Raw genomic sequence first — 14,161 nt, 5'->3', positions numbered from 1 at the left:
GCGGGCCTTCGCGGCCGCGCGCTCGTCCAGGCGCTGCGCCGCCCGCGCGAGGCTGGCCTGCAGCCGCTCGCGCCGCACCGGTTTGGTCAGGTAGTCCAGCGCCTCCAGCTCGAAGGCCTGCAACGCATGCTGCGCATGGGCCGTCACGAACACGATCGCCGGCGCGAACGGCCGGCCGCGCAGCGCCTGCGCCAGGCCCAGCCCGTCCAGGCCCGGCATCTGCACGTCCAGCAGGATCAGGTCGCAGGCATGGTCCTTGAGCCAGGCCAGCGCCTGCTCGCCACTGCCGGCCTCGGCGGCCACCTCGGCGCGCGGCTCCTCGTTGGCCTCGACCAGGCCCCGCAGCCGCAGCCGCGCCAGCGGCTCGTCGTCGACGATCAAGACCCTCAGCGGCGGATGCGTCAGCATGTCCTTCCTTCCCTGTCCTCGTTCCTGTGCCCGTTCAGATCCGGTCGCGTCATCGCGTCACCGTGGCATCACGATGCGCACGACGAAGCGGCCCTCGCCCGGTCCGGCCTCCAGCCGCGCCGCCACGTCGTGCATCAGCCGCAGCCGCTGCCGCACGTTGCGCAGCGCCAGGCCATGCCCCTGGGCGCGCGACGGCAGGCCCACCGTGTTGACGACGCGGATCTCGACCTCGCTGCCGCGCGCGCGGGTCACGATGTCGACGTCGCCGCCCAGGTCGTTGGGCTCGATGCCGTGGCGCACCGCGTTCTCCACCAGCGGCTGCAGCAGCAGCGGCGGCACGCGCGCCTCGGCCGCATGCGGATCCAGTTGCCAGTGCACGCGCAGGCGCTCACCGAAGCGCAGCTGCTCGATCGCGAGGTAGCGCCGGGCCAGCTCGACCTCCTGGTCCAGGCGCACGCCCTCGGCCGTCGGTCCGGCGTCCGCCAGTGCGACGCGGAACAACTCCGCCAGGTCCTCCAGCACCTCCTCGGCGCGGTTGGGATCGACGCGCACCAGCGCGATCGCGGTGTTCAAGGTGTTGAACAGGAAATGCGGCCGGATCCTCGATTGCAGCTCGACCAGCCGGGCCAGCGCGTCGGCCGGCGCCTGGGCCCGTTCGCGCAGCTTCAGCCAGCCCAGCAGCACGCCGGCCGCGAGCCCGCCGGTGAGCGCCGCGGCGACGCGCTGCAAGGCGCCGAGATGGCCCAGCTCCACCGCCTCCAGCAGCAGCGCGCCGCCATGCGCGCAGGCCGCGCCCAGGGCGATCGGCAGCGTCCATTGCGCCCACTCGGGCAGGCGCGCCAGCAGCCGCTTGGCGGCGCACACGACCAGCAGCCAGGCCAGCACCGCGCTCAAGGCGGCGACGGAGGCGCCGCCCATCGCCCAGGCCCATTGCGCGGGGGTCTCGGACATCATCGCCAGCCCGAGCGACAGCACCAGCTGAACGCCCAGCACCGCGCGCAGCACCAGGCCGACATGGCAGACGTCGAAGCGACGCTGGGCATCGATCAGCCGCGGCGCCTCGGCCGTTCGCGCGTCCAGGCGGGTCTCTTCCCAGGCGGGCTGCGTCGGCAACGGCTGGGTGCTCATCGGCTGGGTGCTCATCGGCTGCGTCGAGGCGCTGGGCGCGTCGCGCGACGGGTCGGCCGGGCGTCGCGGCGCGTCGCCCGACGTCCGTCCGCTGCTTGCCTTGCCGGCCCTCGGCTCCTCCCGTCCCCGCACTGTCCTGCCCTCTGGCTGCGCCGTCGGGCGCCCTGGATGGCGCCCCCTTTAGAATCGGCGGCTCATTCTCCCCCAGGCATCCGGCCGCGACCAATGCGGGCCCGCCCGGGGCGCCGCGAAGTCGTAACGCCTTGCAAGCCGATGTCCTCCTCTCCCTCTGACTCCCTGGCCGACGGCCAACCCGCCGACAACCAGCTCGCCAACAAGTCGCAAGCCTGGTCCGCCCTCTTCTCCGAGCCGATGAGCGAGTTGGTCAAGCGCTACACCGCCAGCGTCGACTTCGACAAGCGCCTGTGGGCCGCCGACATCCAGGGCTCGCTGGCCCATGCCGACATGCTGGCCGCGCAGGGGATCATCGGCGCCGACGACCTGGCCGCGATCCAGAAGGGCATGGCGCAGATCCGCGAGGAGATCGCATCGGGCCGCTTCCAGTGGCAACTGGACCTGGAGGACGTGCACCTGAACATCGAGGCGCGGCTGACCGAGCTGGTCGGCATCGCCGGCAAGCGGCTGCACACCGGCCGCAGTCGCAATGACCAGGTCGCCACCGATGTGCGGCTGTGGCTGCGCGGCGAGATCGACACGCTGGTCGGCCTGCTGGCCGAGCTGCAGCGCGTGCTGGTCGACCAGGCCGAGCGCCATGCCGACGTGATCCTGCCCGGCTTCACCCACCTGCAGGTGGCCCAGCCGGTGGCCTTCGGCCACCACCTGCTGGCTTATGTCGAGATGTTCGCGCGCGACGCGGAGCGCCTGCTCGACGCCCGCAAGCGGGTGAACCGCCTGCCGCTGGGCGCCGCCGCGCTGGCCGGCACCAGCTATCCGCTGGACCGCGAGCGCGTGGCGCGCACGTTGGGCATGGAAGGCGTCGCGCAGAACAGCCTGGACGCCGTCTCCGACCGCGACTTCGCGATCGAGTTCAGCGCCGCCGCGGCGCTGATCATGGTGCACATCTCGCGCCTGTCCGAGGAGTTGATCCTATGGATGAGCCAGGCCTTCGGCTTCATCGCGCTACCGGACCGCTTCTGCACCGGGTCGAGCATCATGCCGCAGAAGAAGAACCCCGACGTGCCCGAGCTGGCGCGCGGCAAGAGCGGCCGCGTGGTGGGGCACCTGATGGGCCTGATCACGCTGATGAAGGGCCAGCCGCTGGCCTACAACAAGGACAACCAGGAAGACAAGGAGCCGCTGTTCGACACCGTCGACACGCTGAGCGACACGCTGCGCATCTTCGCGGAGATGATGGCCGGCCTGACCGTCAAGCCCGAGGCGATGGAACGCGCGGCCCTCAAGGGCTACGCGACGGCGACCGACCTGGCGGACTACCTGGTGAAGAAGGGCCTGGCCTTCCGCGACGCCCACGAAATCGTGGCCCACGCGGTCAAGACCGCGCAGGCGCAGGGCATCGACCTGTCGGCACTGCCGCTGGATGCGCTGCGGCAGTTCGACGCCCGCATCGGCGAGGATGTCTACGAGGTGCTGTCGCTGCAGGGCTCGCTGAACGCGCGCAACATCCTCGGCGGCACCGCGCCGGCGCAGGTGCGCGCGCAGGTGGCGCGGCACCGCAGCCGCCTCGGCACCGCCGTCGCGGCGAAGGGCTGAGCGATGAGCACGCTGGCCTGGACCGCCGAGCTCGTGCTGAATCAGCCGGAGCTCGACCACACGCATGAGGAATTCGTCGAGCTGCTGAACCGCTACGGCGACATGCTGGACCGCGGCGAGGACGCGCTGCCGGCCTTCAAGGCGCTGCTGGCCCACACGGAAGCGCACTTCGCGATGGAGGAGCGCTGGATGGCGGCCACCGGCTTCGAGCCGGAGAACTGCCACAGCAGCCAGCATGCGATGGTGCTCAACGTGATGCGCGAGGTGGTGCGCTATGCCGAGGACCTCGGCGACCGCGAGCCGCTGGGCATCGTGCGCACCGAGCTGTCGCAATGGTTCCCCGGGCACGCCGAGATGATGGACGCGGCGCTGGTCTACACGATGGAACAGCGCGGCTTCGATCCGAAGACCGGCGTGTGCCGCGATCCGATCCCGGCTCCCGCCGCCGCGGGCGAGCCGGTGTCCGCCTGCGGCTCGAGCAGCTGCGGACACTGATCCCGGGCGCGTCGCCGCGCGCTCGCCGCCGGGGTCCACGACCGGCCCCGGCCCTGCTGACAACGCCTGTCAGCCCCCGCCCCCACAATGCGCCGCATGGCCGAGCCGACGCCAGCCCTGCCCGATCGCCTGATCGCCCACCTGGACATGGACGCGTTCTACGCGTCCGTGGAGCTGCTGCGTTATCCGGAACTCCAGGGACTGCCGGTGGTGGTCGGCGGACGGCGCGCCCACACGCCGCAGCTGCGTCCCGACGGCACCCGTGAGTTCTTCAAGCTGGCCGACTACACCGGCCGCGGCGTGGTGACGACCTCGACCTACGCGGCGCGCGCGCTGGGCGTGTTCTCGGCGATGGGGCTGATGAAGGCGGCGCTGCGCGCGCCACAGGCGATCCTGCTGCCGGCCGACTTCGATTCCTACCGGCACTACTCGCGGCTGTTCAAGGCGGCGGTGCGCGAGATCGCGCCAGTCATCGAGGACCGCGGCATCGACGAGATCTACATCGACCTGACCGACGTGCCGGGCGCGCGCGAACCGGTCGGACACGATCCCCTGGGCGGCGTGCGGGCGGTGGCGCGGGAGATCAAGAACTCGGTGCAGAGCGCCACCGGACTGACCTGCTCGATCGGGGTGACGCCCAACAAGCTGCTGTCCAAGATCGCATCGGAGCTGGACAAGCCCGACGGGCTGACGCTGGTGACGATGGCCGACCTGCCGACGCGGATCTGGCCGCTGCCGGTGCGACGCATCAACGGCATCGGCCCCAAGGCGGGCGAGAAGCTCGACGGCCTGGGGATCCACACGATCGGAGAGCTCGCGGCCGCGCCGCAGGAACTGCTGCAGCAGCATTTCGGTCCCGGCTACAGCGCCTGGCTGCACCAGGCGGCCTGGGGCCTGGACGACCGGCCGGTGGTCACGCACAGCGAGCCGGTCTCGATCAGCCGCGAGACCACCTTCGAGCGCGACCTGCATGCGCGCCGCGACCGCCCCGAGCTGTCGCGCATCTTCACCGCGCTGTGCGAGCAGCTGGCTTCGGACCTGCAGCGCAAGGGCTACCTCGGCCGCACCATCGGCATCAAGCTGCGTTTCGAAGGCTTCCGCACGGTGACCCGCGACCTGACGCTGGACGAGCCGGTGCAGGACGCCGCGGCCATCCGGCACGCGGCGGGGCTGTGCCTCAAGCGGGTGGACCTGAGCCAGCGGCTGCGGCTGCTGGGGGTGCGCGTGGGCAAGCTGAGCCGGCCCGGGGAGATCGAGCCGCCCCGACGGGGTCGCGCGGGCGGCGCCGGCAAGGTCGAGGACCTGCGGCCCGCGCCGGAGAACCTGAGCCTGTTCGGTTGACCGGCGGTCTGGCGGTTTGGCGGTCTGGCGGTCTGGCGGTCTGGCGGTCTGGCGGTCTGGCGGTCTGGCGGTCTGGCGGATCGGCTGATCAGGCGGTCGGCAGACGCCAGAGCCAGATCCCGACAGCGAGGCAGCACACCGCCGGCAGCCAGGGCAGCACCGGCATCACCGCCCACGAGATCGCCGAGCTGAGCGCCATCATTCCCCAGGCCAGCTGCTTGGCGCGCAGCGGCACGGCGCGCCGCGCGCGCCACTGGACGACCATCGGCCCGAAGCGGGGATGGCCGAGCAGCCAGGCCTCGCAGCGGGCCGAGCCGCGCGCGAAGCAGAACGCCGCGAGCAGCACGAACGGCGTCGTCGGCAGCAGCGGCAGGAAGGCGCCGATCACGCCGAGCAGCAGGCTCAGCGCACCGCCGATCAGCCAGGGCAGGCGACGCCACCACGCGGCCTCCTCGAGCACGCGGGCCGTCGCGTCATCGGTGGCAGCGGAGGCAGCGGCGGATGCGGATGCCACGAGCTCGCGGGCATCGCGCTGGCGCTGGGGGTCGACGGCATCGGACATCGCGCGACTGTAGCGGGCGGGCGCGGCGGGCGGTGCGGTCGCCGCTCATGGCCGCGCCCGGGTCCAGACCTTCGGCGGCTACAGTCGCCCTCCATGAGCGACGCCCCCAGCGATTCCCTGCGCCTGCCCTCCATCGACGGCCTGCTGGCCTTCGAGGCCGCCGCCCGGCTGGGCAGCCTGGAGCGCGCCGCCGAGGCGCTGCACATCAGCGCCAGCGCCGTCGGCAAACGCATCGCGACGCTGGAGGAGCGGCTGGGGCAGCCGCTGCTGACGCGCAATCCGCTGCGGCTCACCGCCGCCGGCAAGGAATATCTCGCGCAGGTCCAGACCGCGCTGTCACTGCTGGCCGCCGTGCCGCTGCATCGGCGCGAGCATCAGCGCGTCACGCGGCTGAGCATCAGCAGCCCGCCGACCTTCGCGCGCCAGGTCCTGGTGCCCGCCCTGCCCGGCTTCCAGGAGGCCCACCCCGACATCGAGCTGGAGCTGCTGCTGTCCACGCCCTATCTGGATCAGCCAGCACCGCCGGCGGAGGTCGAGATCTTCGCCGGCACGCTCCCCGCCGGTGGCGAGGTGCTGCTGGACGACGTGGTCACGCCGATGGCGGCGCCGGCCTTGCTGGCGCGACTCGGCGCGATCGCGACGCCGGCCGACCTGGCCCCGGCCATGCTGCTGCGCACCCCGCTGCAGCCGTGGCAGCCCTGGCTCCGCGCGGCGGGCCTCGACTGGCCGGAACCCGCCCAGGGCACGCGCTTCGTGGACCTGGGACTGACGCTCGAAGCCGCCGCCTGCGGCCAGGGCGTCGTGCTGGGCCGGCCCAGCCTGGCCGCCCCCTATCTGCGCAGTGGCGCACTCAAGCGGCTGTTCGACCTCGCCGTGCCGGCGGCCATGCCCTATGGCCTGGTGCGCCATGGGGATGGCGACGCGGCCCGCGCGTTCTCGCGCTGGCTGGTGCGGCATTGCGAGACGCTGAGCGCCGGCGCGAATCACACCTGAGCGTCGTACCGGGCTCGATCATCCTGGGCCTGCCCGGCCTGCCCGGCTGCCGCGTGGGCCTCCGAAGGCCCCGAGCCCAGGGAAGTCCCTGAGCCGTCCGGAACGATCTTCCGGCGCGCGCGTCCAAACTTTCCGGCCAGGCGCACGGCGGCTCGCCTAGCATCCGCCGCATGAGCGTCATCACCTGCATCGAAGACCTGCGCGTGCTCGCGCAGAAGCGCGTTCCGCGCATGTTCTACGACTACGCGGACTCCGGGTCCTGGACCGAGAGCACCTACCGCGCCAACGAGTCGGACTTCCAGTCCATCAAGCTGCGCCAGCGGGTGGCGGTCAACATGGAGGGCCGCAGCACCGCCACGACGATGATCGGCCGGCCGGTGGCGATGCCGGTGGCCATCGCACCGACCGGGCTCACCGGCATGCAGCACGCGGACGGCGAGATCCTCGCCGCACAGGCGGCCGAAGCCTTCGGCGTCCCCTTCACGCTGTCGACGATGAGCATCTGCGCGATCGAGGACATCGCCGCGAACACGACGGCGCCCTTCTGGTTCCAGCTCTACGTGATGCGCGATCGCGGCTTCATCAACAGCCTGATCGACCGCGCCAAGGCGGCGAAGTGCGAGGCGCTGGTGCTCACGCTGGACCTGCAGATCCTGGGCCAGCGCCACAAGGACCTGAAGAACGGGCTGTCGGCGCCGCCGAAGCTGACCTTGCCCAACCTGCTCAACATGGCGACGAAGCCGCGCTGGTGCCTGGGGATGCTGCGCACGCCGCGGCGGCAGTTCGGCAACATCGTCGGGCATGTGAAGGGCGTGGGGGACATGGGCTCGCTGTCCGAATGGACGGCCAAGCAATTCGACCCGCAGTTGAGCTGGGACGACGTGCAATGGATCCGCGAGCGCTGGGGCGGCAAGCTGATCCTCAAGGGCATCATCGACGAGGAGGACGCCCGGCTGGCCGCGGCCAGCGGCGCCGATGCGCTGATCGTCAGCAACCATGGGGGACGGCAGCTCGACGGCGCGGAGTCCAGCATCCGCGCGCTGCCACGGATCGTCGAGGCGGTCGGGGACCGCATCGAGGTGCACATGGATGGCGGCATCCGCTCGGGCCAGGACGTGCTCAAGGCCTGGGCGCTGGGTGCGCGCGGGACCTACATCGGCCGCGCGTTCCTGTACGGGCTCGGCGCCCTGGGCCGACCCGGTGTGACCCGGGCCCTCGAGATCATCCATCGGGAGCTGGATCTCACGATGGCGTTCTGCGGGCATCGCTCGCTGGCGAGCGTGGACCGCGACATCCTGCTGCCGGGCACCTTCCCGCGCTGACCGACGCCACTGGCCTGGCGCGCGCCAGGCGCCACCCAGCGCACGGGCGTCCGGGCAACGGCGCCGGAAATGACAACGCCCCGCACGAGGCGGGGCGTCCTGAGCTTCGGGCCTCTTCAGCCGATCACAGCGCGTTCATTTCCTTCAGCAGCCGGTCCGCCTTGTCGACGACCTTCATCTGCCACAGCATGTAGCGCGCATCGAGGCAGATGCTGCGGTTCATGTGGTCGTTGAAGTCCCAGTCCGAGATCACCGCGTCCAGCGTGCCGTCGAACAGCAGGCCCACCAGCTCGCCGTTGCCGTTCAGCACCGGCGAGCCGGAGTTGCCACCGGTCGTGTCCAGCGTGGCCAGGAAGTTCACCGGCACCGAGTCCAGCGCCTTCACGCCGTACTTGTCGAAGCGCCGGGCCTTGATCGCCGCCAGTTGCTCGGCCGGCGCGTTGAACTCGCCACTGCCGGTGTGCTTGGCGACGATGCCGCGCAGCGTCGTGAACGCCGTCCAGGTCGTGCCGTCCACGCCGGGCGTGCGGCCCTTCACCTGGCCGAAGGCGACCCGCAGCGTGCTGTTGGCATCCGGATAGACCGGCTGGCCGCGGCTGGCCTTGAAGTCGATCTCCGCCTGCATCGTCGCGGCATAGGCCTGCTGCAGCTTGCCCGCCAGTTCCTTGTCGCGGTTCTCGCGTGCCAGCTCATCGGCATGCAGCGCCACCGCGGCCTTGACCAGCGTGTCGTCGCTCGCCTCGAAAGCCGCCGCGTCGCGCGACAGCCAGGCGCCGCGCTCGGCCTTGTCGGTGAGCTTCGTGCCGGCGTACAGCACGTCCACCCGCGCGGTCACCGCCGCGGCGTCCATCCCGGCGCGCACGCCCAGCGCGTTCAGGAACGCGGTATTGAGCTGATCCGCCGGCAGCGCCAGGTACTGCGTCAGGAAGTGGCTGACGACCTTCTTCTCGGTGGTCTCGTCGAAGCGGCGATCCACCGTCTCGACCGCCTGCCTGCGGCGCAGCTGGTCGCGGTCCTGGTAGCCGGCCTTGCGCTCGGCGTCCGGCTTCCTGCGCTGCAGCGCCTGCTCGTACAGGTCGCCGGCGCTCTTGATCAGCGTCGGCGTCGCATAGCCCAGCAGGAACTCGCGGCGGGTGATCTCCTGGCGCTCGGCGATCAGGCGGTCCACCTCGGTCAGCGACGCGCCGTAGGTCGCGCGGCGCTTGGCGTCGGCGTTCACCCAGGCCTTCATCTCGTCGAAGGCGGCCTGCTTGCGCGCGAGGATGTCGCTGCCGGCGTAGCTGGCCATCTGGCCCTGGTAGTTCTTGAAGTAGTTGTTGACGCCCGCCACGGTGTTGGCCAGCTTGATCTCGGCGTCGCGGCGACCCGCGGTCGCCTCCTTGATCAGGTCGAGCTGCTCACCCATCGCCTTGACGCGGTGCGGGAAGTCCCAGGCGAAGGCGAAGTCCACTTCCTTGGGCAGGCGGTGGCGGTTCGTGCGGCCGGGATAGCCGGCCACGGCGACGAAGTCGCCCTCGTTCAGCGGCGTGCTCGCGAGCTTGAGGAACTGCTGCGGCTGGAAGGGCTTGTTGTCCTTGCTGAAGTCCGCCGGCTTGCCGTCCGGACCGACATAGGCGCGATAGAAGCTGTAGTCGCCGGTGTGGCGCGGCCACATCCAGTTGTCGGTGTCGCCGCCGAAGACGCCGACGCCCTCGGCCGGCGCGTGGACCAGGCGCACATCGCGGATCTCGAGCTGCTTGGTCAACTGGTACATCAGGCCGCCGTAGAACGCGCCCACCGAGCAGCGATGGCCCACATCCTTCTCGCAGGCGGCGACCAGCGCCTTCTCGTTGGCCTCGATCGCGTCGATGCGGGCCTTGCCCTTGAGCGCGGCGGTCGCCTGGTCGATCACCTTGTCGGTGACGTCGGTCAGCGCGACCGTCACCAGGATGCGGCTGCCCGGCGCGGCCGGCAGTTCCTCGCCCAGCGAGGCGGCCAGGAAGCCGTTCTTCAGCAGGTCCTTCTGCGGCGTCGAGTTGTACTGGATGCTGCCGAAGGCGCAGTGATGGTTGGTGACCACCAGGCCCTGCGGCGACACGAAGGACGCAGTGCACCCGCCCAGGCTGACGACCGCCCCCATCGGATAGCCCAGCGGCTGCGACAGTCGCGCCGGATCGAATTTCAGGCCCAGGGCCTTCATGTCCTTGGCCACCAGCGGCAGCTGCTGCGGCATCCACATGCCTTCATGCGCCTGGGCGCCGGCCGCCGCGCCCAACGCCAGCGCGGCCCACATCAGTCGTTTCATTCGCGGGACTCCTGTCCACCTTCTTGAGAAGGGGCGAACCATACACGAGCCCGTCGTCCCGCCACCGTGCCGGTCGGCACCCGTCCCCATGCCGCATCGCGGAATCCCCCGCGCCGCCACTCGGGCTCCTTGTTCATGGGATGGGGGAATCCCTGACTCCAAACTTACAATCCCGCTCATTCGATCGCCGCCGCCCGATGGCCCGCCGCGCGGCGCCCGCTCCCTCTCTCCGGCCGTCCAGGAGCCCGCCATGACCCTCAAGCAGCTCAGCCAGGTGAAGCGCTGGATGGTGATGCACAGCACGCGTCACCCGGTCGAACTGGCGGTGTGGAACGTCGTGCTGACGATCTGGATGCTGGGCTTCATGGGCGTTCCGGGCGCGTTACTGATCCAGGCATGGATCGCACTGCCGTTGTGCCTGGTGGCCTGGATGCTGCCGATGGCCTACACCGGCGGGCGCCGCCGGCTGCACCGCTCGGGCCGCCTGCGCTGCGACTGGCTGACCGCGCTCTGAGCCCGCCGGCGCCTTGACATCATCGTCACTTCTGACGATGATTCGCCGCATGAAGTATCCAGGCGGCAAGGGCAAGACGTACCAGCACGTCATCAACCTGATGCCTCCGCACCGGGTGTACATCGAGACGCATGTCGGCGGCGGCGCGGTCCTGCGCCACAAGCTGCCGGCGGCGCGCTCGATCGCCATCGACGCTGACGACCGGGTCATCGCGCACTGGCGCGCCATGGCCCTGCCCGGCGTCGAACTCGTCCACGGCCGCGCGGAGGACTTCCTCGCGCGGCATCCGTTCGAGGGCGACGAGCTCGTCTACGTGGACCCGCCTTATCACCCCGAGACCCGGCGCCAGACGCGCATCTACCGGCACGAGTACGGCGCCGCGGACCATGAGGCGCTGCTGGCGCTGCTGGCGACGCTGCCCTGCCGGGTGATCGTGTCGGGCTACGCCCATCCGGTCTACGACGCCCTCCTGCGGGGGTGGCGCACGACCGAGTTCCGGGCGAAGACCCACACCGACGTGCGCACCGAAACGCTGTGGTTCAACTTCGAGCCGCCCGAGATCCTTCACGACAGCCGGCATCGCGGGACGACCTTCCGCGAGCGCCAGACCAACAAGCGGCGTCTCGAACGCCTTCAAGAGCGTATCCACGCCATGGACCCGGTCGAGCGCGCCGCGTTCCGCCAATGGCTGGACACCACCTATCCAGCCGCCCAGAGAGGCGGCGTCTCCGCAGTCCCATGACCCAGATCGTCGCCATCGTTTCCCGCCACGGCTCCCTTCACCGAGAACTTCCCGATCCCGATCACCTCCTCCTCGCCGGCGTCCGCTGGGGCGCCGTCGACGAGTTTCCGACACCGGCGTACTGGACCCAGCAGGCGCTGCGGCGTCGCCTCGAGGCACCCGCGCCCACGGCGTCGGGCCGCTCGCTGGCCGAGGAGGTCGGCGCCTCCTTGCTGGGCGGCCCCGGCATCCCGGCGGCCGTGGGCCAGGCGGCGTTCGCGCGGGTGCGCGAGCGCGGCGCCTTCGTGCAGCCCGGCGTTTGCGAGGACACCCTGACGGCCTGGCTCAGCGAGCCGCTGGAGGTGCAGGGCCGCGCGCTCCACTTCCGCTTCGCGGCCCAGAAGGCCAGGCACCTGGCGGCGGTGATGCCGGCGCTGCTATCGGCGCCGGACTTCGACGCGGGCCAGGAGGTGCGCAACTGGCTGATGGCCTTGCCAGGCATCGGCCCGAAGACGGCGTCGGCCATCGTGCGCGGCTGGTCGGCATCGGACGAGGTCGCGCTGCTGGACGTCCACCTGCTGCGCGTGGGCCAGGTGATCGGCCTGTTCTCGCGCAAGCTCAGCATCGAGCGGCATTACCTCGAGATCGAGGCCCGCCAGCTCAAGCTCTGCGCCGCCATGGACGTGCGCCCCGCCGAGCTGGAGGCGGTGGTCGCGGCGGAGATGAGCCGCTCGCCGGAGACGGCACGCTTCCTCGTCGACCACCTGAAGGCGACCGAGCCGGTGCCGGCCCGGAAGGCCAGCGCAACCCGTGTGCCCGAGCAGATCGCGCTGGTCTTCACGGCCTGAGCGCGCGCCCGGCGCGGTATCTGCCGCCGACGCGAGGTCGGGTTCGAGCGGCCCATGAATCGGCGACTGCCGTCGCCGAAGTCAGGGCGTTGCCGCCTCGTTGGCGGACTCGAGGCCGGCCGCTTCTCCGCTCTCCACGATCGCCGAGGACGCGGGCGCCGCCGGCCCGTCCGTGATCGGGGGCTCGGCCCGCGCCGTCAGCCAGTAGCGGCGGCGGCGCGTCCGCTCGCAGTCGGCCGACGGCGAGGACCATCGATCGCTTCGCCATTGCCAGGCGCCGCAGTCCACGGAGTTCAGCACCGTCGCGCCCGAAGCGAGGTAGCGCGCGACCACCTCGGGCCGGGGATGCCCGAAACGGTTCAGGTGCCCCGACTGCAGGGCGGCCACGCGGGGCGCCACCGCCTGGACGAAGGCGCTCGACGACGAAGTCCGGCTGCCGTGGTGCGGCACGACCAGCACCTCGGCGCGCAGGTCGTCCGCTCCCTCCTCGCGGGCCAGCCGCAGCAACTGCGCTTCCTGCGGCGCTTCGATGTCGCCGGTGAGCAGCAGGCGGCGCCCTGCGGCGTCGACACGCAGCACGCAGGAGGCGCCGTTGCGCTTCGTGCCCGCTGCACCGGCTGCATCCGCTGCATCGGCTGCGCTGACAGCACCCATTGCATCGGTCGCCCGGGCCGGGCGACCTGCACCGAATGAGCCGACGCCATCAGTAGCGGCGTCGCGCGTGTTCGAGTTCGGTGGCCCGAGCGGCCACAGCACCTCGAAGCGCACGCCATCCCATTCCCAGCGCTGTCCCCGGCGACAGCCCGCAGCCCCTGGCACCGCGCCGAGCCGGTGCTCGACCGGCAGGCCCCGCAACAGGCTGCCGGTGCCGCCGGCATGGTCCTGGTCGGCGTGGCTGACCATCAGCAGGTCCAGGCGCCGTTCGCCCAGTCCCCACAACAGCGGCAGCAGCACCCGCTGCGACGCGTCGCTGTCAGGTCCCCAGCGCGGCCCGGCGTCGAAGGCCATCGTGTGGCCGTGCGTGCGCAGGATCGCGGCCCCGCCCTGCCCGACATCGGGCAGCCACAGTTCGAGCGCCCCCGGCGGCGGTCGATCGACGACCGGCCACAGCATCGGCACGCACAGCGCGAGCCCGCCCAGCCGCAAACGCCATGGCCAGGGCATCGCCAGCACGACGCCGCCGACCAGGCCCAGCGCCTGGGCCCAGGGCGGCGCCCAGGGCAGGTGCCAGACGGCGAGCGGCCAGGTCCGCAGCGCCTCCAGCATCAGGTTCAGCACCGCGACGAGCCAAGTGCCAAGGGTCCACAGCGGTGGAAAAGCCGCACCCAGCAGCGCCAGCGGCGTGACCAGGTAGGACACCAGCGGAATGGCCACCGCGTTGGCGACCAGGCCGACCAGGGACAACTGCTGGAACAACAGCAAGGTCAACGGCGCCAGGCCCAGCGTCACCACCCACTGCGTGCGCCAGGCCGCGTGCAGCAGGCCGCGCCAGCCGGGCGCCGCGCGCGTGTCGGCCGCCATCAGCAGCGCGACCGCGCAGAACGACAGCCAGAAGCCCGGCTGCATCAGCGCCCACGGATCCGCGGCGCAGACGGCCGCGGCGGCCGCGCCCAGGCTCATTGGCCACGGCCAGCGCACACCGGCCTGCCGCAGCAGCGCGAGGATGACCAGCAGTCCGACGGTGCGCTGCGCCGGCACTCGAATCGACGATTCGCCGGGTCGCACAGCAGGTCGCGGAAGGTCCGGGCGTCGGCGGCCGCAGGCGGGCGCAGGGTCAGGCGGGGCGTCTGGGTGAGCCGCTCGACAGCCGGGAT

General features: G+C 71.5%; 13 protein-coding genes. 8 read left to right on the top strand and 5 right to left on the bottom strand.

Annotation, left to right across the window (positions count from 1 at the left end; translation table 11 throughout):
• The coding region (locus tag CS062_RS23490) for a LytR/AlgR family response regulator transcription factor (protein WP_143742479.1) at positions 1 to 408 on the bottom strand (408 nt) is incomplete at its 3' end.
• 57 nt (positions 409 to 465) lie between these two features.
• Positions 466 to 1,551 (bottom strand): sensor histidine kinase, encoded by a 1,086-nt coding sequence (locus tag CS062_RS23485; protein ID WP_233218226.1) that lies wholly within the window; start codon positions 1,549 to 1,551, stop codon positions 466 to 468.
• Between the two features lie 258 nt (positions 1,552 to 1,809).
• Between CS062_RS23485 and argH the strand changes: the two genes are divergently transcribed.
• The 3 genes from argH (at position 1,810) to dinB (ending at position 5,103) form a co-directional block, all read left to right on the top strand.
• Complete coding sequence (gene argH, locus CS062_RS23480; protein ID WP_099864146.1) at positions 1,810 to 3,267, top strand: argininosuccinate lyase; 1,458 nt, start codon at positions 1,810 to 1,812, stop codon at positions 3,265 to 3,267.
• Between the two features lie 3 nt (positions 3,268 to 3,270).
• The gene (locus CS062_RS23475) at positions 3,271 to 3,762 is read left to right on the top strand and encodes a hemerythrin domain-containing protein (protein ID WP_099864144.1); all 492 of its coding nucleotides are present in this window, start codon (positions 3,271 to 3,273) and stop codon (positions 3,760 to 3,762) included.
• Positions 3,763 to 3,858: 96 nt separating this feature from the next.
• Positions 3,859 to 5,103, top strand: a complete 1,245-nt coding sequence (gene dinB / locus CS062_RS23470; protein WP_099864143.1) for a DNA polymerase IV — start codon at positions 3,859 to 3,861, stop codon at positions 5,101 to 5,103.
• 88 nt (positions 5,104 to 5,191) lie between these two features.
• Here the strand turns inward: dinB and CS062_RS23465 are convergent, their stop codons facing one another.
• The gene (locus CS062_RS23465) at positions 5,192 to 5,665 is read right to left on the bottom strand and encodes a YbaN family protein (protein ID WP_099864141.1); all 474 of its coding nucleotides are present in this window, start codon (positions 5,663 to 5,665) and stop codon (positions 5,192 to 5,194) included.
• A 93-nt stretch (positions 5,666 to 5,758) separates the two neighbouring features.
• Between CS062_RS23465 and CS062_RS23460 the strand changes: the two genes are divergently transcribed.
• On the top strand, positions 5,759 to 6,658 hold the full coding sequence (locus CS062_RS23460) for a LysR family transcriptional regulator (protein ID WP_099864140.1): 900 nt from the start codon (positions 5,759 to 5,761) through the stop codon (positions 6,656 to 6,658).
• Between the two features lie 170 nt (positions 6,659 to 6,828).
• Positions 6,829 to 7,980 carry an alpha-hydroxy acid oxidase gene (locus CS062_RS23455; protein WP_099864138.1) on the top strand — a complete coding sequence of 384 codons (1,152 nt, stop codon included), beginning with the start codon at positions 6,829 to 6,831 and terminating at the stop codon, positions 7,978 to 7,980.
• A 124-nt stretch (positions 7,981 to 8,104) separates the two neighbouring features.
• Here CS062_RS23455 and CS062_RS23450 read toward each other — a convergent pair whose 3' ends face one another.
• Positions 8,105 to 10,264, bottom strand: coding sequence for a S46 family peptidase (locus CS062_RS23450; RefSeq protein WP_099864137.1), 2,160 nt, complete (start codon positions 10,262 to 10,264; stop codon positions 8,105 to 8,107).
• A 250-nt stretch (positions 10,265 to 10,514) separates the two neighbouring features.
• Between CS062_RS23450 and CS062_RS23445 the strand changes: the two genes are divergently transcribed.
• Genes CS062_RS23445 through CS062_RS23435 form a run of 3 tightly spaced genes read left to right on the top strand, consistent with a single transcriptional unit; the run spans position 10,515 to position 12,347 of the window.
• On the top strand, positions 10,515 to 10,778 hold the full coding sequence (locus CS062_RS23445) for a hypothetical protein (protein ID WP_099864135.1): 264 nt from the start codon (positions 10,515 to 10,517) through the stop codon (positions 10,776 to 10,778).
• Positions 10,779 to 10,827: 49 nt separating this feature from the next.
• Complete coding sequence (locus CS062_RS23440) at positions 10,828 to 11,520, top strand: DNA adenine methylase (RefSeq protein ID WP_099864133.1); 693 nt, start codon at positions 10,828 to 10,830, stop codon at positions 11,518 to 11,520.
• Entirely contained in the window at positions 11,517 to 12,347 is an 831-nt protein-coding gene (locus CS062_RS23435; RefSeq protein ID WP_099864131.1) for an HhH-GDP family DNA glycosylase, read from the top strand. The genes CS062_RS23440 and CS062_RS23435 overlap by 4 nt, the downstream gene beginning before the upstream one ends.
• A gap of 81 nt (positions 12,348 to 12,428) precedes the next feature.
• Here CS062_RS23435 and CS062_RS23430 read toward each other — a convergent pair whose 3' ends face one another.
• Positions 12,429 to 14,072 (bottom strand): ComEC/Rec2 family competence protein, encoded by a 1,644-nt coding sequence (locus CS062_RS23430; protein WP_099864129.1) that lies wholly within the window; start codon positions 14,070 to 14,072, stop codon positions 12,429 to 12,431.
• Between the last annotated feature and the right edge of the window lie 89 nt (positions 14,073 to 14,161).

It is taken from the genome of Roseateles chitinivorans (assembly GCF_002761755.1).
Taxonomy (GTDB): domain Bacteria; phylum Pseudomonadota; class Gammaproteobacteria; order Burkholderiales; family Burkholderiaceae_C; genus Roseateles; species Roseateles chitinivorans.
Note: the sequence above shows the minus strand (reverse complement) of the source record. Positions and strands in the feature narration are given on the sequence as shown.